Origin of the sequence: Kribbella sp. NPDC026596 (assembly GCF_040638415.1) — a bacterium.
Taxonomy (GTDB): domain Bacteria; phylum Actinomycetota; class Actinomycetes; order Propionibacteriales; family Kribbellaceae; genus Kribbella.
Genome location: NZ_JBEZYF010000030.1, coordinates 1 through 22,051 on the forward strand (window position 1 = coordinate 1; position 22,051 = coordinate 22,051).

Annotated in this window: 21 protein-coding genes; 9 read left to right on the forward strand and 12 right to left on the reverse strand. The window is 69.4% G+C overall.

Annotated features, from left to right (window positions below):
* Window positions 1-31: 31 nt before the first annotated feature.
* From fmt to AB0E63_RS24195, 3 genes are all read left to right on the forward strand, one after another.
* Window positions 32-964, forward strand: a complete 933-nt coding sequence (gene fmt / locus AB0E63_RS24185) for a methionyl-tRNA formyltransferase (RefSeq protein WP_360370315.1) — start codon at window positions 32-34, stop codon at window positions 962-964.
* Between the two features lie 76 nt (window positions 965-1,040).
* Window positions 1,041-2,417 (forward strand): transcription antitermination factor NusB, encoded by a 1,377-nt coding sequence (locus AB0E63_RS24190; protein ID WP_360370318.1) that lies wholly within the window; start codon window positions 1,041-1,043, stop codon window positions 2,415-2,417.
* Window positions 2,418-2,465: 48 nt separating this feature from the next.
* Window positions 2,466-3,458: a DMT family transporter gene (locus AB0E63_RS24195; RefSeq protein ID WP_360370321.1), complete on the forward strand. Its 993-nt coding sequence runs from the start codon at window positions 2,466-2,468 to the stop codon at window positions 3,456-3,458.
* Window positions 3,459-3,460: 2 nt separating this feature from the next.
* On the opposite strand, the gene AB0E63_RS24200 is transcribed toward AB0E63_RS24195, so the two are convergent.
* Complete coding sequence (locus tag AB0E63_RS24200; protein ID WP_360370324.1) at window positions 3,461-4,423, reverse strand: DMT family transporter; 963 nt, start codon at window positions 4,421-4,423, stop codon at window positions 3,461-3,463.
* A gap of 120 nt (window positions 4,424-4,543) precedes the next feature.
* On the opposite strand from AB0E63_RS24200, the gene AB0E63_RS24205 reads away from it, so the two are divergent.
* From AB0E63_RS24205 to AB0E63_RS24220, 4 genes are read left to right on the forward strand one after another with little or no spacing between them, the layout of a single operon-like run.
* The gene (locus AB0E63_RS24205) at window positions 4,544-5,746 is read left to right on the forward strand and encodes a cysteine desulfurase-like protein (RefSeq protein ID WP_360370327.1); all 1,203 of its coding nucleotides are present in this window, start codon (window positions 4,544-4,546) and stop codon (window positions 5,744-5,746) included.
* 37 nt (window positions 5,747-5,783) lie between these two features.
* A complete protein-coding gene (locus AB0E63_RS24210; protein ID WP_360370330.1) occupies window positions 5,784-7,355 on the forward strand; it encodes a hypothetical protein in 1,572 nt (523 codons plus the stop codon).
* A 13-nt stretch (window positions 7,356-7,368) separates the two neighbouring features.
* A complete protein-coding gene (locus AB0E63_RS24215; RefSeq protein ID WP_360370333.1) occupies window positions 7,369-8,613 on the forward strand; it encodes an ROK family transcriptional regulator in 1,245 nt (414 codons plus the stop codon).
* 8 nt (window positions 8,614-8,621) lie between these two features.
* A complete protein-coding gene (locus tag AB0E63_RS24220) occupies window positions 8,622-9,896 on the forward strand; it encodes a glycoside hydrolase family 125 protein (RefSeq protein ID WP_360370336.1) in 1,275 nt (424 codons plus the stop codon).
* On the opposite strand, the gene AB0E63_RS24225 is transcribed toward AB0E63_RS24220, so the two are convergent.
* From AB0E63_RS24225 to AB0E63_RS24250, 6 genes are all read right to left on the reverse strand, one after another.
* A complete protein-coding gene (locus AB0E63_RS24225) occupies window positions 9,889-10,734 on the reverse strand; it encodes an ABC transporter permease subunit (RefSeq protein ID WP_360370339.1) in 846 nt (281 codons plus the stop codon). The two genes, AB0E63_RS24220 and AB0E63_RS24225, sit on opposite strands and share 8 nt — an antisense overlap.
* Entirely contained in the window at window positions 10,724-11,623 is a 900-nt protein-coding gene (locus tag AB0E63_RS24230; protein WP_360370342.1) for an ABC transporter ATP-binding protein, read from the reverse strand. The genes AB0E63_RS24225 and AB0E63_RS24230 overlap by 11 nt, the downstream gene beginning before the upstream one ends.
* A 78-nt stretch (window positions 11,624-11,701) precedes the next feature.
* Complete coding sequence (locus AB0E63_RS24235) at window positions 11,702-12,367, reverse strand: response regulator transcription factor (RefSeq protein WP_360370345.1); 666 nt, start codon at window positions 12,365-12,367, stop codon at window positions 11,702-11,704.
* Window positions 12,368-12,388: 21 nt separating this feature from the next.
* Window positions 12,389-13,045, reverse strand: coding sequence for a response regulator transcription factor (locus AB0E63_RS24240; RefSeq protein ID WP_360370348.1), 657 nt, complete (start codon window positions 13,043-13,045; stop codon window positions 12,389-12,391).
* Window positions 13,042-14,190 (reverse strand): histidine kinase, encoded by a 1,149-nt coding sequence (locus AB0E63_RS24245; RefSeq protein ID WP_360370351.1) that lies wholly within the window; start codon window positions 14,188-14,190, stop codon window positions 13,042-13,044. Before AB0E63_RS24245 ends, AB0E63_RS24240 begins: the two co-directional genes overlap by 4 nt.
* A 51-nt stretch (window positions 14,191-14,241) precedes the next feature.
* On the reverse strand, window positions 14,242-14,931 hold the full coding sequence (locus AB0E63_RS24250) for an FCD domain-containing protein (RefSeq protein ID WP_360370354.1): 690 nt from the start codon (window positions 14,929-14,931) through the stop codon (window positions 14,242-14,244).
* Window positions 14,932-15,045: 114 nt separating this feature from the next.
* Between AB0E63_RS24250 and AB0E63_RS24255 the strand changes: the two genes are divergently transcribed.
* Window positions 15,046-16,257: an alpha-hydroxy acid oxidase gene (locus AB0E63_RS24255; protein WP_360370357.1), complete on the forward strand. Its 1,212-nt coding sequence runs from the start codon at window positions 15,046-15,048 to the stop codon at window positions 16,255-16,257.
* Between the two features lie 3 nt (window positions 16,258-16,260).
* On the opposite strand, the gene AB0E63_RS24260 is transcribed toward AB0E63_RS24255, so the two are convergent.
* The 3 genes from AB0E63_RS24260 to AB0E63_RS24270 form a co-directional block, all read right to left on the reverse strand.
* A complete protein-coding gene (locus AB0E63_RS24260) occupies window positions 16,261-17,400 on the reverse strand; it encodes a sensor histidine kinase (protein WP_360370360.1) in 1,140 nt (379 codons plus the stop codon).
* Between the two features lie 76 nt (window positions 17,401-17,476).
* A complete protein-coding gene (locus AB0E63_RS24265; protein ID WP_360370363.1) occupies window positions 17,477-18,115 on the reverse strand; it encodes a pyridoxamine 5'-phosphate oxidase family protein in 639 nt (212 codons plus the stop codon).
* On the reverse strand, window positions 18,115-19,428 hold the full coding sequence (locus AB0E63_RS24270) for an MFS transporter (RefSeq protein ID WP_360370366.1): 1,314 nt from the start codon (window positions 19,426-19,428) through the stop codon (window positions 18,115-18,117). Before AB0E63_RS24270 ends, AB0E63_RS24265 begins: the two co-directional genes overlap by 1 nt.
* Before the next feature lie 143 nt (window positions 19,429-19,571).
* On the opposite strand from AB0E63_RS24270, the gene AB0E63_RS24275 reads away from it, so the two are divergent.
* A complete protein-coding gene (locus AB0E63_RS24275; RefSeq protein WP_360370369.1) occupies window positions 19,572-20,024 on the forward strand; it encodes a hypothetical protein in 453 nt (150 codons plus the stop codon).
* A gap of 108 nt (window positions 20,025-20,132) precedes the next feature.
* On the opposite strand, the gene AB0E63_RS24280 is transcribed toward AB0E63_RS24275, so the two are convergent.
* Window positions 20,133-20,777 carry an alpha-ketoglutarate-dependent dioxygenase AlkB gene (locus AB0E63_RS24280; RefSeq protein ID WP_360370372.1) on the reverse strand — a complete coding sequence of 215 codons (645 nt, stop codon included), beginning with the start codon at window positions 20,775-20,777 and terminating at the stop codon, window positions 20,133-20,135.
* A 44-nt stretch (window positions 20,778-20,821) separates the two neighbouring features.
* Window positions 20,822-21,991 (reverse strand): LuxR C-terminal-related transcriptional regulator, encoded by a 1,170-nt coding sequence (locus AB0E63_RS24285; protein WP_360370375.1) that lies wholly within the window; start codon window positions 21,989-21,991, stop codon window positions 20,822-20,824.
* Window positions 21,992-22,051: the final 60 nt, after the last annotated feature.

The following is a 22,051-nucleotide window of genomic DNA, read 5'->3' on the forward strand; positions in this document are numbered from 1 at the left end:
TCTCCCCCCACCCGACGAACGGATTCGGCCTGTGAGAGTCGTCTTTGCCGGTACGCCGGAGCCCGCGGTCACCGCTCTCGAGGCGATCGTTGCCAGCCGCCACGAACTCGTCGGCGTGGTCACTCGTCCGGACGCGCCGGCCGGCCGTGGCCGCAAGCTGGTCGCCTCGCCGGTCGCGCAGTACGCCGAGGAGCTGGGTGGGATCGAGATCCTCAAGCCGGTCAAGCCCAGTGACCCCGAGTTCCTGGCGCGGCTGGCCGAGATCGCGCCGGACTGTTGCCCGGTCGTCGCGTACGGCGGCCTGTTGCCGCAGGCGGCCCTGGACATCCCGCGGCACGGCTGGATCAACCTGCACTTCTCGGTGCTGCCCGCCTGGCGTGGCGCCGCGCCGGTGCAGCACTCGATCATCGCGGGTGACGACGTCACCGGTGCCAGCACGTTCCGGATCGTGAAGGCGCTCGACGCCGGCCCGGTGTACGGCGTACTCACCGAGCCGATCGGTCCTTCGGACACCTCGGGCGACCTGCTGCACCGGCTCGCGGTCTCCGGGGCGAAGCTTCTGGTGGACACGCTGGACGGCGTCGAGGCCGGCGTACTGGAGGCTCGTGAGCAGCCGGTCGACGGTGTGACGCTGGCACCGAAGATCACGGTCGAGGACGCCGAGATCGATCTGGCCGCGCCGGGGCAGCGCGTGGACCGGTTGGTGCGCGGGTGCAACCCGGCTCCGGGAGCGTGGACGATGTTCCGGGGCGAGCGCTTGAAGGTGCTGGCCGTCCGGCTGACTGACGAGGAGCTGAAGCCGGGTGAGCTGCAGGCGACCAAGTCGAGCGTGAAGGTCGGTACCGGCAGCAAGGCGGTGGAGCTGGTGACGGTGCAGCCGCAAGGCAAGAAGCCGATGGCCGCCGCAGACTGGGCGCGTGGTGTGCGCCTCACCGATGAGGACCGCTTGGGGCCGGCCACGTGAGCGAGCGTAGCGAGCGAACAATGTGTAGAGCAGTGTTATCGCTCACGCCGGAACCGAGCGCCAGCGAGGTGGAGGCGTGAGTGATCGTTCACCACGCAATCGGGCGCCGCAGCGCCGGCCGGATCGGGTCCGAGGGGTCGCCTACCGGGTGATCCGGCAGGTCACCGGTGAGGGCGGGTACGCGAACCTCGCGCTCAACAAGGCTCTCCGTGAGTCGCGGCTGAGCGGTCGCGACGCCGCGTTCTGCACCGAGCTGGTGCACGGCACGCTGCGCTGGCAAGGCACGTACGACGCCTTCCTGGCGCGCAGCGTGTCCCGCCCGCTCGCGGACCTCGACCCCGAGCTCCTCGACCTCCTGCGCCTCGGCACTCACCAGCTCCTCCGGATGCGGGTCGACTCCTACGCCGCTGTGAACGAGATGGTCACGCTCACCCGCGCCGAGATCGGCCAGAAGCGCAGCGGTCTCGTGAACGCCGTCCTCCGCAAGATCAGCCAGCGCACCTTCGACCAGTGGATCACCACCGTCGCGCCGCCGGCTGACAAGGACCTGTACGGCCACCTGGCGATCGCCAAAGCCCACCCCCGCTGGGTGATCGAGGCGTTCGCCCGGGCGCTGGACAGTGGGCTGGAGGAGTTGCTGGATGCTGACAATGAGCCGCCTCGGGTGACGCTTGTGGCTCGGCCTGGGCTGGCTGACGTCGACGAGTTGATCGCGGCCGGGGCGACTGCCGCCAAGTGGTCGCCGTATGCGGCGGTGCTGCAGGGTGGGGGTGATCCTGGACGGATCGAGGCTGTGGCGACGGGACGGGCCGGGGTTCAGGACGAGGGGTCGCAGCTTGTGGCGATCGCGCTCGCGACGGCGCCGGTCGACGGTTCGGACAGCGAGTGGCTGGACCTGTGCGCCGGGCCGGGTGGGAAGTCGGCGCTGCTTGCGGCGCTCGTGGATCAGCGGGACGGGAAACTGACGGCCGTCGAGCCGCTCAAGCATCGGGCCGACCTCGTCCGCGCCAACCTGCGGGCGATCCCGGGCGACCACAAGGTGCTCGTCGGCGACGGGACCAAGCCGACCTGGCCGGCCGGGTCGTTCGACCGGGTGCTGGCCGACGTCCCCTGTACCGGTCTCGGGGCGCTCCGGCGTCGCCCGGAAGCCCGCTGGCGTCGTACGCCGGAAGACGTGAAGGAACTGCGGCCACTCCAGGAGGACCTGCTGGACTCGGCGATCACCTCGGTGCGGCCGGGAGGCGTGGTCGCGTACGTGACCTGCTCACCGCATCCTGACGAGACCCGCGCGGTGGTCGACGCCGTACTCGCCGAGCGTGACGACGCGACGATAGAGGACGCGCGCCCGCTGTTCCCCGGCGTACCGGACCTCGGCGACGGCCCCGACGTACAGCTCTGGCCGCACCTGCACGGCACCGACGCGATGTACCTGGCGCTGATCCGGCGGTCGTAAAGTGGACCTGCTGTCAGGTGCAATTGCGCGAACGGTCATGATAGTGACGTGACAACCACCGCGACCCGCCCGGCGACCTCGACCCGACAGCACCATCTGATCGGGCTCATCGCCGCCTTCGGCATCGGGATGCTGGTCGCGGTCCAGTCCCGGATCAACGGCGAGCTCGGCGACGTACTCGGCGACGGTGTCGCGGCCGCGCTGGTCTCGTTCGGCTCCGGTCTGCTCATCCTGCTCATCGGCACGGCGCTCGTCCCCGCCGTACGGCGCTCGCTCGGCAAGGTCTGGCAGGCGATCCGCGAGCCCATGCGCGGGTACGGCGGACTCCGCTGGTGGCAATGCCTCGGCGGACTCGGCGGCGCCTACCTCGTCGCCACGCAATCGATCACGGTCTCCGTGATCGGCGTCGCAGTCTTCACCGTCGCGGTCGTCGCGGGCCAGGCGGTCAGCAGTCTGATCGTCGACCGCCTTGGCTTCGGTCCGGCCGGCCCGCAGCCGTTCACCACCCTGCGCGTTGTCGGCGCGCTGATCGCTCTGGTCGCCGTCGTACTCGCGGTGTCGGACCAACTGAGTCACCCCGACGGCCTGTTGCTCGCCGTACTGCCCGCGCTCGGCGGTTTCGGGACCGCGGTCCAGCAAGCAATCAACGGTCGCGTCGCGCGGACCGCCTCAACGGACGCGTACGGCGCGGTCGCCGCCGGAGTGGTCAACTTCGTGGTCGGGTTCGTCGCACTGCTGATCGTCTTCGGAGCCGACCTCGCAACGCGGGGTGTGCCGCACCACCTGCCGAGCGAGCCTTGGCTGTACTTCGGTGGCGCGTGCGGCGTGATCTTCATCAGCGCGGCGGCGGCCGTGGTCCGCGTGGTCGGCGTGTTCGTGCTCGGCCTCGGGACGATCGCAGGTCAGCTGATCGCGAGCCTGTTCATCGATCTGTTCGTCCCGGCGGCCGACAAGGCGGTCACGTTCCCGATCGTGGCCGGGACCGTGCTCGCGCTCGCAGCCGTCGTGATCGCCGCCGTACCCAACCTCCGCCGCGGCTGACGTCAGGTGGTCGCCGGCGCCTCGGCCGCGATCACCGGCTTGCGCCGCGGCGTCCTGAGCAATCCCTGCGAAACCGCGACCCCGAGCAGCACGACCAAACCGCCGACCGGTTGGTACCAGGTGATGTGCTCGTGGAGCACGATCACGCCGACCAGGATCGAGAAGACCGGCATCAGGTACGTCACCATCGACGACCGGCTGGCCCCGATCAGCCGGATGTTGCGCAGACTGAGCACGAACGCGAGCCCACTGCCGAGCGCACCCAGCGCGACCACACTCAGCAGCACCTCGATCGACAGCGACCACGGCACCGGTGGCGCCTGCCGGGTGACGATCGGCGCCACGATCGCCAGCTGGACCGTTGCGCACAGCAACAGGCTGGCCGACAGCGCCGTCCCGGACAGCGTGGTCCCGGCGATGAACCGCTTCTGGTAGGGGATCGCCAACCCGTAGAAGACCGCGGCGAGCATGCAGAGCGCCTGCCCGGTCAGATCCGCACCGGCCTGGACGTGCCACGCGCCGAGGACGACGAGCATCCCGGCGAACCCGATGACCAGACCGAGGACCCGCTGCAGCGAGAACGTCTCGGTGCGGAAGATCAGGACGGCGATCGGCAGCACGATCAGCGGGGTGATCCCGTTCCAGATCCCCGCCAGGAGGGACGGAATGCGCTGCTCGCCGTACCCGAACAGCGTCCACGGAATCGCGGAGCCGATCGCGCCCAGGACGAACGAGTGCGCCCACAGCCGCGGATCCCGGGGCAGCGAGTCGCGTTTCACCGCCAGGATCGCCAGCAGAACGACGGAACCCGCGAGCACCCGCCCGAGGGCCAGGTAGAGCGGCGGGAGCTCCCGCACGCCGACGGAGATGAACAGGAAGCTGCAACCCCAGATCGCGGCCAGGGTCAGCATCGTCGGAAGCCAGGCCTGCAGCGGGGCCTTGTCAGGAGTCGTTACGGTGCTCACTCCTGACATCCTGCACTATCGAACCGACAGTCCGGAGATTTTTATCCGGCATCGGGCAAGCGCGGTGAGAATTGGACACCCGATGGCAGCAGGCCGGGGCGCCGGGAGAAGATGACGGCCATGAGTGCCTTCGACGTCGTGGCTGTCCGCAAGCAGTTCCCCGCGCTCGACGAGGGGGCGGCGCATTTCGATGGGCCGGGTGGTTCGCAAACGCCGCAGGTGGTGGCGGACGCGATGGCCCGGACCATGACGTCGGCGCTCGCCAATCGCGGTCAGCTCACGGCCGCCGAGCGCCGGGCGGACGAGATCGTCGTCGGGGCCCGCGAGGCGATGGCCGACCTGCTCGGCACCACGGCGCAGGGGATCGTCTTCGGGCGCAGCATGACGCAGCTCACGTACGACGTCTCTCGTACGCTCGCCAAGACCTGGTCCCAAGGCGACGAGGTGATCGTGACCCGGCTCGACCACGACGCCAACGTCCGCCCGTGGGTGCAGGCCGCCGAGGCCGTCGGCGCGACCGTGAAGTGGCTCGGCTTCGACCCCGACACCTCCGAACTCGACGACCTCGCGCCGCTCCTCACCGACCGCACCCGCCTCGTCGCCGTCACTGCCGCGTCCAACTTGCTCGGGACCCGGCCCGACGTGACGAGCATCGCCGACCAGGTCCACGAGGCCGGAGCCTTGATCTACGTCGACGGTGTCCACCTGACCGCGCACGCCCCGGTCGATGCGTCGTACGCCGACTTCTACGCCTGCTCGCCGTACAAGTTCTTCGGACCGCATCTCGGGGTGGTGACCGCGTCGCCCGAGCTGCTCGAGACGCTGCACCCGGACAAGCTGCTGCCGTCGTCGGACGCCGTACCGGAGCGCTTCGAGTTCGGCACCCTCCCGTATGAGTTGCTGGCCGGCACGACCGCCGCCGTCGACTTCCTGGCCGGTCTCGGCGGAACTGGATCGACCAGGCGCGAGCGGCTCCTCAGCTCGCTGGAGCTGGTCGAGGAGTACGAGGACGCGCTCCGGAACGACCTGGAGTCCCGCCTCGCCGCGATCTCTGGCGTCACCCTCCACGGCCACGCCGCACAGCGGACGCCGACCCTGCTCTTCACCGTCGAGGGCCACCCGCCGGCAGCGGTCGCCGAGCACCTCGCTCGAGCCGGCGTCAACGCTCCGGCCGGCTCGTTCTACGCCTACGAGCCCGCCCGCCACCTGGGCCTCGGTCCTGCCGGAGCCGTTCGCGCCGGCCTCGCGCCGTACACCGACCAGTGTGATGTCGACCGTCTCGTCGCCGCGGTGGAGAGTCTTGACGGTTCTTCTGACCATTAACTAAAGTCTGTGGGGAAAGTCGCCACGAGGGAGTCAGGTGAGAGAACCGAGCGCTGTTTTCGTCCAGGCAGGCCCCTCGGACAGGCTGACCACCACGGTCCGGACCGGCACGACCTGGTCCGGCGCCGGTGTGGAGGTCGGCTGGTCGGATGGCGCCATCCACGTCACTGCGGCGACCGTCACCCGCGTCGCGGTCCGCTGGTCCGAACGGCTCCCCTCCGACGCCTTGATCCTCGGTGACGCCTGGGAACGCTCGTACGGCGACCTGCAGTGGCGCCACCAGCAACCTGAGCGACTGCTGCCGTGGTATTTCCTCGCTCACGACCCGCGGACGGGTGCGACCACAGGTGCCGGTGTCGACGTCCAGCCGAACGCTTTCTGCTCGTGGACCGTGGACGCCGACGGCTTCACGCTCTGGCTCGATCTCCGCAACGGCGGCGGCCCGACCCAGCTGAACTGGCGCACTCTTACCGCCGCGAACGTACGGTGGTTCCAAGACGCCGGAACACCCTGGCAGACCCTGAACGCAGCGGTCGCCTCCATGAGCACCCGGCTACCGGCGCGACCTGAGCCCGCGCCGGTGGTCGGGGCGAACAACTGGTACTACGCGTACGGCGAGAACTTCGACGAGAAGGCGGTCCTGACGGACGCGGCCACCATCGTCGAGCTCGCCGACGGCCACCCGGTCAAACCGTTCAGCGTGGTCGACGACGGCTGGTACCCGGGCGGTATCGCGTCAGGCGGCCCGTGGGACGTTGGTACGCCGGGTGTCTTCGACGACATGGCCGGCACCGCGGCCGCGATCACCGCGATCGGCGCCCGGCCGGGCCTGTGGTTCCGTCCTCTCCTGACTCGCGAGCCGGGTCCGTGGGCCAGTCCCGGGCCGCACGACAAACCGGGGCGCGCTCTCGATCCGTCGTACCCGGAGGTCCTCGAGCTGGTCCGCGCGGATCTGCGGCGGTTCAAGGACTGGGGCTTCGAGCTGGTGAAGCACGACTTCAGCACGTACGACGTGTTCGGCCGGTTCGGGCCGGCGATGGGCTCACGATTGACCAGTGACGGCTGGCAGCTTCACGATCCGACCCGGACGACGGCGGAGATCGTGCTCGTGTTCTACCGCGAGATCCGGGCGGCCGCGGAGGACGTCGTACTGATCGGCTGCAACACCGTCGGGCATCTCGCGGCCGGGCTGGTCGACGTTCAGCGGACCGGTGACGACACGTCCGGCCGGGACTGGGAGCGGACCCGGAAGATGGGCGTCAACACGCTCGCGTTCCGGCTGCCGCAGCACAACCGGTTCTTCACCGTCGACGCCGACTGCGTCCCGTGCACCCCGCAGACGCCGTGGGAACTGAACCAGCGGTTCCTCGAGCTGGTCGCGCGCTCGGGGACGGCGTTGTTCCTTTCGATCGATCCAACGGCCCGGGCGGAGCGGTCGGATCGCGCGCTGAGCGACGGTATACGGTTGGCGCTCAGTGGTGGTGACGCGTCCGGGATCGAGCCGCTGGACTGGCTCGTGAACACCACACCCAACGCGTGGCGCACGGGGACCGAGAGCATCCACTACGACTGGTCACGTCCGTGGGGTGCGGACCCGACTGCCACCTGACCTGGGGGAAGTTGTGAGCGTACGCCGAGGCACGAATCTGGATCGTGTCGGCGGGTTCAACGACGCCGTGGTGCTGGATGCGATCCGCCGTAGTCAGCAGCTGAGCCGAGTGGAGCTCGCCGAGACGACCGGGCTGTCCGGGCAGGCGATCTCCAACATCATCCGCCGGCTTCTCGACGCAGGGCTCGTTCGCGAAGCGGGGCGACTGCGTGGCGCCGGCCTGGGCAAGCCGCGCACGTTGCTCGAGCTCGAACCCACCGGCCAGTACGCCGTCGGCGTCCACCTGGACCCAGCTGTCGTGACCGTGGTGCTGCTCGACCTGACCGGCGAGGTGATCGCCCGTCGTCGCGTGGATACGCCGTACGCCGACGACCCCGGCGTACTGATCGACGGCATCGCGGCGACGATCGAGAACGTGATCACCGAGTCCGGCGCAGTGCGCGACCGGATCACGGGTGTCGGGATCGCAGCGCCCGGTCCGATCGACGTCGAGCGCGGAGTCGTGGTCAACCCGCCGAACCTGTCCGCGTGGCACCTGGTTCCGCTGCGGGACGAACTGCGCGAGCGGACCGGACTTCCGGTGCTCCTCGACAAGGACGTCACCGCCGCCGCGTCGGCCGAGAAGTGGGCCGGTGGCGGCGGAAGCTTCGTGTTCTTCTACCTCGGCACCGGCGTCGGCGCCGGCCTGGTGATCGGCGACGAGGTCGTCCGCGGTTCGTCCAGCAACGTGGGCGAGATCGGTCACGTGATCGTCGATCCGGACGGCCCGGTCTGCTACTGCGGCCGCCGTGGCTGTGTCGGCGAGACAAGCCAGCCGCGCTACCTGGTGCAGCAGGCGGTCCGGGCCGGAGTGCTTGCCCAAGGCATCGACCTCGACGACCGTCAGGCCGTGGACACGGCCTTCGCCAAACTGTGTGCCCTGGCCGAGGCAGGTCCCGGCGCGGCGCGTGAGATCGTCGCCGCACTCGCTCAGCGAATCGCGAAGGTGGTCGAGGACATCGCCAACCTGCTCGACCTGGAGCGGGTGGTGTTCGGCGGTCCGCACTGGGAGCAGCTCGCGCCCCTGTTCGGGGACGCCGTCCGCGCCTCGCTGGACGGGCGATTCCTGGTCCGTTCGGTGCACCCGTTCGAGGTCGCCAGTACGGCGCTCGGCGTCGACGTCGGCGCGATCGGAGCGGCCAGCCTGGTCCTCGACCAAACGTTCTCGCCGAATCCCTCGGTGTTGTTGGACAGCCGCGAACTCGTCGCTGAAAGGTGAAAGTGTTGATGATCGATCCCGAGGTCCTCGCTCGCGCCACGGAGGCGGTGCACCGGGCGACCGGAGACAAGGTGATCGCGCAGATGTTCCGGCGCTCGATGGCGGACAACCTGCCCGCCGTCGCCGAGCGGCTGCCGGACGGGACGACGTTCCTGCTCACCGGCGACATCCCGGCGATGTGGCTGCGCGACTCCGCCGCCCAGCTCCGGCCGTACCTGCTGCTGTGTAAGGACGACCCCGAGCTGCAGGAGATCCTGATCGGCGTCCTGCACCGGCAGTTGGAGTACGTCGTCCACGACCCGTACGCGAACGCGTTCAACCGGGATGCGAACGGCGCCGGTCACGTCGACGACGACACCGAGATGTCGCCGTGGGTGTGGGAGCGCAAGTACGAGATCGACTCGCTGTGCTTCCCGCTCGAGCTGGCGTACCGGCTGTGGCGGATCACCGGGCGGGCTGATGTGATCGACGAGCGGCTCCGGGCCGCGGCCGACGCGATCATCGAGCTGTGGACCGTCGAGCAGGATCACGAGGCGAGGTCGCCGTACCGGTTCCAGCGCGACGAGCCGGACATGTTGCCGTCGGACACCCTTGTCCGCGAGGGACGTGGCCGGCTGACCCGGCCGACCGGGATGTCGTGGAGCGCGTTCCGGCCGAGTGACGACGCGACCGAGCTCGGGTTCAACGTTCCCGGGAACATGTTCGCGTCCGTCGTCCTCGGCTACCTGCAGGAGATCGCGGCCGAGGTGTTCGCGGACGAGCAGCTGGCCGCGCGAGCCAAGGAGCTCAAGGCCGACATCGACGACGGTATCGCCCGGCACGGCACGGTCGAGCACCCGGAACACGGGCAGGTCTACGCCTACGAGGTCGACGGCGCCGGAGCGACCCTGCTGATGGACGACGCCAACATGCCCAGTCTGTTGGGGGTCCCGCTGACCGGCTACGCCGCCGCCGACGATCCGACGTACGCCGCAACTCGCAAGCTCCTGTTGAGCCCGGAGAACCCGTACTACTACAGCGGTACGCACGCCGCCGGGATCGGCAGCCCGCACACTCCGCCGGACCATGTGTGGCCGATCGCCCTTGCTGTGCAGGGTTTGACGAGCACGTCGGCGGAGGAGCGCCAGCGGTTGCTGGAGCTCCTCCGCGACACCACGGGCGGGACCGGTCTGATGCACGAGGGGTTCCACGTCGACGATCCGACCGTCTACACCCGCGAGTGGTTCTCCTGGGCGAACGCGATGTTCTGTGAGCTCGCCTTGGTCCACGCCGGGATCAAGTGACGTCCCGGCGCCGGGTGGTCCAGGCAGCCAGTACGGCGAAGATCGCGCAGTAGCCCACCAGGGTCAGCAGGGCACGTCCGCCACCGACCGCATCGCGAACTCCAGGCGGTGCGTCGGCGGCGGCCATGCCGGTCACGCTGAACACCAGCGAGCCGGCATTCGTGCCGGGCAACACGTTGGCGAGGAACTTCAGGTCCGGCAGCAGACTGCTCACCACGCCGGCCAGCAACGTCTCGATGCCGAGGATCCACACCACGCCCAGCCCGATCGGCAACGCGACGTTGCGGAAGGCAACGGCCAGGACCGCGCCGGCCAGGCACCACATCATCAGCACCAGCCAGCCGCCGCCGAGACCGCGTAGCAGGTCGACCGGTCCCGGCCAATCCATCGCACCACCTTCCGCGGCCGCGATGCCGATGCTGCACAGCGCGCAGGCGGCGAAGATGTCCAGCACCCAGACCGCGATCATGGTCGCGAGCGCGAGGAACTGCGCCACCAGCACCGACCCGCGACCGGGCCGCTGGGTGAGGATGGTCTTGAGCGTGCCCCAGGTGTATTCGCCGCCGATCACGATCGCACCCAGCACCAGCGCGAGTGCACCGGCGAAGATGGGGTAGCCCCCGATCGTGTTGTCCAGCACGCGTTCCGGCAGCATGCCGCGGAGGATCTCACCGCGCGGGATCCCGTCGGTCTGCGGGTTCTCGTCGCCGGTCGCGTAGCCCAGGTACGGCAGCAGGTAGCCGAAGATCAGGCTCAGCACCAGGCCGGCGCCGAACAGCACCCAGACCGCCGATCGCTTGCGGAGCTTCAGCAGTTCGGCTCTGTAGCTACCCAACATCAGACCTCTCCTTGGTGGTGGTGAGCTCGAAGAAGATGTCCTCCAGAGCTCGTTCGGCGCTGTGCAGTTCGAACACGGCAAGTCCGGCCTCGACGAGCACCCGGTTCACCTCGGCGGCGCGGTCCGGATCCACCTGGACCCGCAGCGTGTCGTCGTACTGGTGCACGGTGCCGAAGCGGGCCAGGATCGCCTGCGCCTGGTCCTTCGGGGTGGCTCGCACGACCAGTTCCTGCTCGCCGCGCAGCTCTTCGACGTTGTGCTCGGCAACCATCCGGCCGGCGTCGATGATCCCGACCCGGTCGCAGATCTGCTGTACCTCGCCGAGCAGGTGGCTGGACAACAGCACGGTCCGGCCGTCGGAGCCGAGCTCGCGGATCAGCCGGCGCATGTCACGCATGCCGGCCGGGTCGAGCCCGTTGGTCGGCTCGTCCAGGATCACCAGCTCCGGATCTTTGAGCAACGCCGCGGCGACCCCGAGCCGTTGCTTCATCCCCAGGGAGTACGTCGAGAACCGGTCCCGCGCGCGATCCGCGAGATCGACCAGCTCCAGCACCTCGTCGACCCGCCGGTGCGGCACCTCGGCGTACTCGGCGAGCAACCGCAGGTTGTCCAGGCCGGACAGGTACGGGTAGAACGCCGGCGACTCGATCATGGACCCGGTCCGCCCCAGTACGTCGGCCTGTCCCGGGCGGCCACCGAGCACCCGCACCACACCGCTCGTCGGGGCGATCAGCCCGGTGAGAATCCGGAGCGTCGTCGTCTTCCCGGCACCGTTCGGCCCCAGGAACCCGTAGACCTCTCCGGGCCGCACCGTCAGATCGACACCATCGACCGCGAGGGTGTCGCCGTACCTCTTCGTCAGACCCGTGACCTCAACTAGCGCATCCATACCCCAGAGCGTGCCGGTCGACGACCACGTACGGCGTCGTCCCGGGGGAGTGACCGCTCCTACCGCCGCTGGAGTAGATCAGCCCAGCCAGCCTGGTCTGACGAGGCCGGTTTGGTAGGCGACGACGACCAGCTGGGCTCGGTCGCGGACGCCGAGCTTGATCATCGCTCGGCTGACGTGGGTCTTGGCGGTTGCCGGGCTGAGCACGAGTCGCTCGGCGATCTCGTCGTTCGAGAGGCCTTCGCCGACGAGGGCGACGATCTCCCTCTCGCGTTCGGTCAGGACGTCGAGTTCCTTGCTGGCATGGGGTTGCCGGCTGCGGGACGCGAACTCCGCGACCAGCCGCCGCGTAACGCCGGGGGAGAGGAGCGCGTCGCCGCGCGCGACCACCCGGACCGCTTGCAGCAGCTCGACCGGTTCGGTGTCCTTCACCAGGAACCCGCTGGCCCCGACTCGCAGGGCCTCGAAGACGTACTCGTCGAGGTCGAACGTCGTCAGGATCACCACGTGTACGTCGGCCAGCTCCGCGTCGGCGCCGATCTGCCGGGTCGCCTCGAGCCCGTCCATGCCAGGCATCCGGATGTCCATCAGCACCACGTCGGGCTTCTCCACCCGCGCCACCCGGACCGCTTCCGCGCCGTCCGACACCTCGCCGACCACCGTGATGTCATCCTCGGAGTTCAGCAGTGAGCGGAACCCGGCCCGCACCAAGGCCTGATCGTCCGCCAGCAGCACTCTGATCATGCGCTCACGCTAGAGCATGCTTCAGGCCAGGCCGGCGTCGTGGGCCAGGAGAGCGATCTGGGTGCGGTTGCCGAGCTCCAGCTTGGTGAGGATGTGGGAGATGTGCGCCTTCACCGTCGCCACGCTCATGTAGAGCTCGGACGCGATCTGCGCGTTCGCCTTGCCCTGGGCGACCGCAAGCATCACGTCGTACTCGCGGGGAGACAGTCGTTGCAGCGACGCCTGCGCGACCGTGTGCGCGTCGGCCTGGGTCGCGGCCCGGTCCATCAGCCGCCGGGTGATCGCAGGCGACAGGATCGGGTCGCCGGCCGCGACGCGCCGTACTGCCTCGACGATCTGCGCCGGTGGCGTGTCCTTCAGGAGGAACCCGCTTGCCCCGGCGCGGAGTGCGTGCAGCACGTTCTCGTCGGTGTCGAACGTGGTGAGCACGACGACGTCCGGTGGGTTGGTCCGGGCCCGCAGCCGCCGGGTCGCGACGATCCCGTCCACCCGCGGCATCCGCAGGTCCATCAGCACGATGTCCGGAAAGTGCGCGTCGACCGCGGCCGGTACCTCGTCGCCGTCGGCGGCCTGGCCGACCACGGCGATCCCGTTCGCGCCGTCGAGCATCATCTCCAGGCTCGCCCGCACCAACGCGTCATCGTCGACAACCAGCACCCGAATAGTCGGCTCGCTCATGTGGGCCACGGTAGCGAGGCCTCGAGCCGGAAGCCGCCACCGGGCACCCGGCCGTGGTCCAGCGTGCCGCCGGCGAGCTGCACCCGCTCGGTCAGCCCGACCAGCCCGGTCCCGCTGCCCGGCGTCAGCGATGTCCCGTTGGACCCCCGATTGGTCAGCTCGATCCGCAGCCCGTCACCCGGTGCGCCGGCGACGGTGAGCGTGACCGGATGACCGGCCGCATGCTTGCGGGCGTTCGTGAGTCCTTCCTGCACGATCCGGTACGCCGTCCGCCCGGTTGCCGGAGGCAACGAGGTGGCGTCGGTGACACGGTCGTCGTACGAGATCGCCGTACCCGCCTGCCGGGACTCGTCGACGAGCGCGTGAACGTCGTCGAACGTCGGCTGCGGCCGGCCTCCCGGGAGGTCGTCGATCTCGGTGTCGCGGAGCACGCTGATCACCTCGCGCAACTCGTCGAGCGCCTGGTGCACGCCGGTGCGGATCACCCCGGCGGCCTGGGCGAGCCGCTCGGGTGACGAATCCGGCCGGTACTCGAGGGCACCGGCGTACGTCGCCAGCAAGGACAGGCGGTGCGCGAGTACGTCATGCATCTCGCGGGCCATCTGGGTCCGTTCGAGGGTCCGCGCCTCGGCGACCCGGCGGCCCTGCTCGGCCTCGGCCCGGCGGGCACGCTCTCGCAGCGAGCCGAGCAGCTGCTGCCTGGCCTGAATCCACTGCCCCCAGCCGAGCAACGCGGCGTGGATGGCGAAGTCGAGCACCGCGAACCAGAGGAACGGGAGATTCCCGATCGGATACAGCAGGTCTTGGACCAGGTGTGCCGTGGCCTGGAACGACGCGACGAGGATCGCGGTGCGCAATGGGAACCGCAGCGCGATGGTCAGGGTGGAGGCCGTCGACGCAGGCGTCGCCGCGGGGGAGATGGCGGCCAGGACACCCAGCGCGATCGCCGTCGGGATCGGGCGGCGCGGCAACAGCAGCATGAGCCCCGTCGCGACAACCCCGACCACGATGTCGAGCGGTAGCCGGTGGTGCTGCGTGGCGTCGGACGCCCGCCCGACGATCGTCAGCGCCGACAGCAGCCCGATGGCCGTCACGGCCGACACAGTGGCCGCCCGGCTCGGCCGAGGCGTCACACAACTCTCCATGTCGCGACCCTAGGCCGCGACCTCACCCGCCCACCACCGACCAAAGTCGATCTAAAGCTGAGCCGCTTGATAGAAGCCCCGGATGTGCGCGGTCACCAACTCGGCCGCGCGATCCGGCTCTCCACCGCGAACTGCCTCGACGATCGCCCGGTGCTCGGCTCGCAACCCCACGGCCGTCGCCTCCCAGTCCAGCAGATTCGGTACGGCGGCCATCACATAGCCGTGGATCGCTGACCGCAACGACGCCATCACCGCCGCGATCAGCACGTTGCCGGCGAGCCCCGAGAGCGCCACGTGGAACTCCGCGTCGAGCAGATGGAACTCCTCCGGGGTCAATCCGGTCGCGTCCATCCGATCGAGCAGTTCCTCGGCCACCTTGAGCTCTCCGGCCGCCACCTCCCGTCCGGCCGCTTCCCGGGCCGACCATGACTCCAGCAGAACGCGAGTCTGTACGACGTCGTCCATCGGCAGATGATTCGTTGCCAGATGCAACCGCAGTACCGCGGTCAGCGGCGACACCGGCTCCGCCACGATCACCGCACCGGCTTCCGGCCCGGACCCGGTCGCCGTCCGTACGACGCCCATCGCCTCGAGCACCCGGACCGCCTCGCGGACCGAGGGCCGGCTGATCCCGAGCTGCTCGGCCAGCACCCGCTCACCGGGCAGCCGACCGCCGATCCGCAGCCGCCCGGCGGCCAGGTCCGCCTCGACCCGGTGCAGGACCAGCTCGTAGTTCTTCACGCGGACACCCTACCCGTGTGGTCGGACCACAGGGTATGGTGTGGTCCGACCACAGGGTCAGGCGGCGGCTCGCCGTACCGCCTGATCGTCCCTCCTGCCGGCCCCGGAGTCCTGATGACCGATCGACAGCTGCCCAAATGGTCCGAGCTGAAGCCGCTGCTGCGGCCCAAGCCGATCACCGTGAACCGGACCGACCGCCGGCTCGAGAAGGCGCTCACCATCGCGGACCTGCGGGCGATCGCCAAGCGCCGGACGCCGCGGTCGGTGTTCGACTACACCGACGGCGCGGCCGAGGCGGAGATCAGCCTGCGCCGGGCCCGCGACCTGTTCGCCGAGATGGAGCTGCAGCCGTCGATCCTGCGCAACGTCTCCGAGATCGACCTCGGGACGTCGATCCTGGGCGGGCGTTCGGAGCTGCCGTTCGCGTTCGCGCCGACCGGGTTCACCCGGATGATGAACCACGAGGGTGAGAGCGCGGTCGTCAAGGTCGCCGAGCAGCTCGGGATCCCGTACGCGCTGTCCACGATGGGCACGACGTCGATCGAGGACGTCGCGGCCGCGGGGCCGAAGGCGCGGAAGTGGTTCCAGCTGTACGTGTGGAAGGACCGGGACGCGGGGGAGGACCTGGTCAAGCGGTCCGCGGCCGCGGGGTACGAGGCGCTGATGCTGACGGTCGACGTACCGGTCGCCGGCGCGCGGCTGCGCGATGTCCGCAACGGCTTCACCATCCCGCCGTCGCTCACGGCGAAGACCGTGCTGGACGCGTCGTTGCACCCGGCCTGGTGGGCCAACCTGCTGACCACGCGGCCGCTGACGTTCGCGTCGCTGTCCAATTGGGACGGTACGGTCGCCGAGCTGCTGGACAAGCTGTTCGATCCGACCATGACGATCGAAGACCTGAACTGGCTGCGCTCGATCTGGGACGGACCGTTGATCGTCAAGGGCATCCAGACCGTCGAGGACGCGCGCCGGGTGGTCGACGCCGGCGCCGACGCGATCGTGCTGTCGAACCACGGCGGCCGTCAGCTCGACCGTGCCCCGACGATGCTGCGCATCCTCCCCGAGGTCCGCAAAGCCGTCGGCACCGACGCCGAGATCTACCTCGACACCGGCATCATGTCGGGTGCGGACATCGTCGCCTCGATCGCCCTTGGTGCCGACGCCTGCCTGGTCGGCCGCGCGTACCTCTACGGCCTGATGGCCGGCGGTGAACGCGGCGTCGCCCGGGCCGCGGAGATCCTCACCAAGGAGGTCCGCCGCACCATGGCCCTGCTAGGCGTCTCGCGGGTAGCCGACCTGAACCCCTCGCACGTCCGTCTGCCGTGAGGCTTACAGGGGCAGCGTGGCGACGATGCGGAGGCCGCCGGCGGGGGTGCGGGTGGCGGTGAGGGTGCCGCCGAGGGCGGTGGCGCGTTCGCGCATGCCGATGATGCCGTTGCCTTCGTTCGGCGGGCCGGCGAGCGACTGACCATCGTCGTCGACCTGGAGTACGAGCGATTGGTCGCCGTACTGGATCCGCACCGTCGCTGCCGTCGCCTTGGCGTGCCGGACGATATTGGTGAGCGACTCCTGGATGATCCGGAACGCGGCCCGGTCGAGTCCGGTCGACAGTGGCTGCGGTTCGCCGCGGATGACCGTGTGAACCTCCAGTCCGGCCCGGGACGTGCGGCTGACCAGGTGCTCCAGCCGTTCCAGCCCGGCGACCGGTTGCCGGGGAGCTGACTCGTCCGACTGCCGCAGGATCCCGACGATCGACCGCAGCTCCACCAGTGCTTCCTTGCTGGCGTCCTTGATCGCCGACAGCGCCGGACCGGCCTGTTCGGGCTGCCGATCGACGAGGTGCAGCGCGGTCGAGGCCTGCACGTTGATCAACGAGATGTGGTGTGCCACCACGTCGTGCAGCTCCTGCGCGATCCGCAACCGCTCCTCACCAGCCTGCCGCAGCTCGGCCTCCTTCCGCGTCCGCGCTGCCGCTGTCACGCGGTCGCGGTGCGCTCGGAAGAGCTCGGCGACGAACCCCAGTACGACGAAACACGTGCCGACCAGGAGGATCTGGTAGACGCCGTCCTCGTTGATCCCGAGCAGCATCCGGCCGCCGACATGACCGATGTAGAGGGCGGTCAGGGCCGACCAGCCCGCGAGCCGGTTGCCGAGCCGGATGTTGGTGAAGACGGCGATGATGAAGGGAAAGATGACCGGGCCGTACGGGTACTGCATCAGCATGTAGATGAGCGTCGCGACGACGGTTGCCCACAGCACCGGAATCGGGTGGGTCCGGAGCCAGTACAGCGCCAGCGACGCCTTCAGCAGCAGCAGGACCATGAACCAGTCGGCGGGACGGCGATCCGGCTGCCCGTTGGCCGCTCCGAACGAGCCGACCACCGCGACGAAGGCCATCACCAGCGGCAGCGCGATCCGGCGGACCCGGGCCCCGAGGGTCGGGTCGCGCAGCGGCTCAGTCGTGGTCACAGTACGAAACCGTAGAGCGCGGGCGGGCAGGTGTCATCGTCGCCACGGAGTATCCCGGTCTGCGCCCGGTGCGGTATCAGTACTTGACGTTGTAGATCTTCTCCTCGTACGCCTTGCCGTAGTACTGCTCGAGCTCGGCCAGCTCCTGGTCCTGACGCTCCAGCGCCTTGGAGATCCGGGCCCGGCTGGGCATCGCGTCCGGCTCCCAGGTCTCGGGCTTCCACAGCTGCGACCGCAGGAACGCCTTGGAACAGTGGTGGAAGATCTCCTCGATCTCGACCAGGAGTGCCAGCTGCGGCCGGTTGCCCCTGACGATCATGTCGTCGAAGAACGGCGCCTCCTTGACGATCCGGGCCCGTCCGTTGATCCGCAGCGTGTCACCGCGGCCGGGGACGAAGTAGATCAGTCCGACGTGCGGGTTGGAGAGGATGTTGCCGAACCCGTCGACGCGCCGGTTGCCGGCCCGCTCCGGGATGGCGATCGTACTGTCGTCGAAGATCTTGGTGAAGCCGGCCGGGTCGCCCTTGGGAGAGACGTCGCAACTACCGTCGGCCGCCGAGGTGGCGATCAGGCAGAACGGTGACGCGGCGAGCCACTGCCGGTCCAGCTCGTGCAGCTCCTTGCGGGCCTTGCCGGCCGCGGCTGCCAGTGGGGTCGGGACTACTTCGCGGAGTTCGTCGTACGTCGTGATCTCGACCAGTCCGGGGATCTCCATCAGGCAGCGTTCTCCTCTACCAGCGACGGCGTGGCGTCCTCGTTGACGGCCCTCGTCCGCACTGCCCATCGTACGGCGGGACCAGTTGCGCAACTGGTCCCTAGGAACAGTGCACCGACGAGGATCCAGCCGATCGGACCCCAGCCGAGGACAACGGTGGTGAGCAGCGCCGGGCCGAGCATCCGGGCGATCGCGGGACCGGTGCCGAAGAATCCTTGGTACTGCCCCTGCTTGTCGGCCGGAGCGAGCCCGAAGCTGATCTCCCACGCGCCGGACGCCAGCTTCATCTCGCCGAGGGTGAGGAGTGCGGCGGCAACCACGAGGACCGCGGCTGCCGTTGTGGCGTTGAGCTTGGCGGCGGACAACGCGAACACTGCGCACGCGGCCAGCATGGCGATCCCGGCGTACCGGACCGAGCGGGTGGCGGTGTGGAGGTTGTGAACGCTCTTGGCGATCCGGACCTGGAAGACCGTGACTCCGAGGGTGTTGACGATCATCAGCGAGGCGACGACCCAGCTGGGCGCGCTGGTCCGGGTGACGATCCACAGCGGGCCGATCAGGCTGATCAGCGGCATGAACAGCAGCATGATCGCGTTCAGCAGCGCGAGGACGGCGTACGGCCGGTCGCGCAGGACCGCGAGCCGCGGCTCACCCTTGACCCGCGTGCTGACCGCGATCGACGGGACCCGGCGGATCAGGCCGGCCGCGATCAGGAAGCTCAGCGCGTCCACCGCGAAGATCGTCAGGTACGCCGCTGAGGTGTCGAAGCGCAGTGCGATCCCACCGAGCAGGGCACCGACCGCGAGCCCGGCGTTGACCGTGGACTGGAGAAACGCGCGGATCCGGGTGCGCTCGGCCGGCTGCACAAGCCCCGCAAGCAGTGCCTGACGGGCCGCGGTGAGCCCGGTCTGGCTGCACGCATAGACGATCGCCGCCACCAGGAACAACGCGAAGCTTCGAACGAACAGGAACGACCCGACTGACGCTGCCGTCGTCAGCGCCAGCACGATCGCGATGCCGCGCGCGCCGCGCCGGTCGGCGAGGTTGCCCAGCGGAACGCCGGTCAGGAACCCGACCAGCCAGGCGATCGTCAGGCCGAGGCCTACCTCGGCGGTCGAGAGTCCGACCACCCGAGTGAAGAACAGCGCCGAGGTGACAATGAACGCCCCGTCGCCGACCGAGTTCGCCAGTTGCGCAAACGCCAGATCCCGTGGAGCGCCAGCGGGCGGCAGCATGCGGCCGAGCTTCCGGCCGCCGGCCGCCTGGCTCGTGCCCTCCTGCGCCGACCGGACGCGGTCTGTCGTGATGCTCATCGGAGTCTCCCTCGGCTCGGTATGACTCGAGCCTAGAAGCACAGCGGCCCAGCAGGCAGGTCCACTTCCGGCCAGGAATGATGGGCCACATTGGTCTGTGGATAACTCAGAATCGGGGTCGGAATCACGGCACCTTTTGGAGTATGAGCTTCCATCACCTGACCCCCACCTGGACCACCCAACCCCTCACCGACCCCGCGCTGGCCGCCGACGTCGTCGACCTGATGGTCAGCCTCGGCGACCGCCAGCGAGGCACCTTCGCCGTGCTGTTGTGCGACCCCGACGACCGCTATCGGGGCACCGTGCTGATCGACCTGCCGGCGGAGTTCGACTACCTCGCGCCCACCATCGGGACCGCGGACGTCTGCTCGTCCGCCCTGCGCCCGGTCATCCCCGCGGTGCACACCACCCCTGGCGCGGCCCTCATCCTCGCCCTGGGCCGCCCGGGACCCGCGTCCTGGCCCGACCTGGACAACGAGTGGGCCGAAGCCGCCACGCACATCTGCAGGGCCGCGGACGTCCGCCTGCTCGGCTTCTACATAGCCGCGATCGAGGGCGTCTACCAGCCACTCCTGCAAACTCCCGCGGCGGCGTGACCAATGCCAGCGCACGCCGCGTCAGTCTCCGCGCACGCCATGTGGGTATCACACGCCAAGTGGGTGTCAGCACACGCCCCGTGGGTCTCCGCGCACGCCAGGTGGGGGTCAGCGCACGCCGCGTGGGCGGAACTGGATGCTGATCCGGGGACCGACGCGCCCCGACGCCTTGGGGATCGCATGCTCCCAAGTCCGCTGACACGAGCCGCCCATCACGATCAGATCCCCATGCCCGAGCGGATACCGCACCGTCGAGCCGACCGGCCCGCTGGACGACCCCGGCCGGGGACGCAGCGCGAGCACGCGCGGCTCACCCACCGAGAGGATGGCCACCATCGTGTCCTCATGGTTCCCGCGCCCGATCCGGTCGCCATGCCAGGCAACGCTGTCCCGACCATCGCGGTAGAAACACAACCCGGCGGTCTGGAACGGCTCGCCCAGCTCCTCCGCGTAGTGCGCACTCAGCGCATCCCGGGCCTCGTCCAGGATCGGCAACGGCAGATCCTCGGTCTCCCCGTAGAAGCACAGCAACCGGGGCACGTCGACCACCCGGTCGTACATCTGCCGGCGCTCCGCCTGCCACGGCACGTCGCGCGCCAGTCGCTCGTACACCTGATCTGCCCCGGTCAACCACCCCGGCAACACATCGATCCACGCACCACGCCCAAGCTCCGTCCGCCCGAGCCCGTCCAGCGATCCCAACGCCGGATCCTCGAACGCACCCAGCAACGAGCCCTGAAGATCAGCACCCATGGCCTCAGCCTACACGAGATTCGAACATTTGTTCCCCTGAACCTTCAGGGTGGGTCCGTCCGACGTGTCCGTCCGACGATGCGGGCGAGCTCGACCCGGGACTGTACGCCGAGAGTGCGGAAGATCTGCCGAAGGTGGTAATCGACCGTGTGGGGCGAGAGGAACAGGAGGGCGGCGGTCTCCCGGTTGGTGAGTCCGCGCGCGACGTGTTCGGCGATGGTTCGTTCGGAGTCTGTGAGGAGCGACCAACGGCCCACGGAGCCCGCGTCGAGGATCTCGGCGGTGGGCGCGGGGTGCGTCCGTCGGCCGATCCAGACGACGGCTCCGGCGAGGGTCGAGCCGTCGTACACGGGTTCGCAGCGTGTGGTCCTGGGGCCGGAGGAGTAGGCGACGACTGCCTGCAGGGCTCCTTTGTGATCGCGGATCGCCTGCTCGGCCCAGCCCCACAGCAGGGCGCGATCGGTCGGGGCGGTGAGGATCGGGCCGGCGGCCGTGTTGAAGAACATGGTGTTGGCGCTGACGGCGGCGAGTGCGCCCTTCGACCTGCGTCGTGCGTTCAGGAACGCGGCGCGGAGTGCCGGTGAGGGGACACGTGATTCCTCGAGCAGCCGGCGGCGAGTCTCGGCCACGACGCGGCCGACCAACGCGGGCATCACCGCGTTGTAGATCGTCCCGGGACAGGTCGCATTGATGACGCCGAGCAGTTGTCCGGTTGCCGGGTGGACCACTGCGCTCGAGGCACACGACACGGCAGTCAGGTTGTCGGCGTAGTGCTCGAAGCCCAGGACGACGGTCGGTCCGGAGGTCAGCAGTGCCAGGCCGATCGAGTTGGTGCCGACCAGTTCCTCGCGGCAGACGTAGCCAGGTGCTGCACCGATGCGGTCCATCACGTCCGAGGTCTTGCTGGAACCGGCCCATCGCTCGACCAAGTGCCCGGTGTGGTCGCTGAGAAGCAACGCCACCGGTAGGTCGACCAGGTCAGCGCTGACGGCAGCCAGGGTCGGCGCCGCGGCCCAACGAAGCCTGCTGTCGTTGTCGACGTCGGGGTCGAACGGGACCGAGACGTGGTCAGGAGGTAGCCCGGCGTCGGCGGAGCGCCGCCACGAAAGCTGGATCGCATCCGAGACCGTGCGCGATCCGTGGCCGCCGTGCTCGACCCTGTCGAGGACGTGCTGTACAGCTCCCGAGCGCGTTCCCGTTCCTGCGTCGTCCATGGCTCCTCCAGCGTCGGGTGGACGCTCCAGGCGCCAGACGGCGGCCCTAGGTACGGCCCG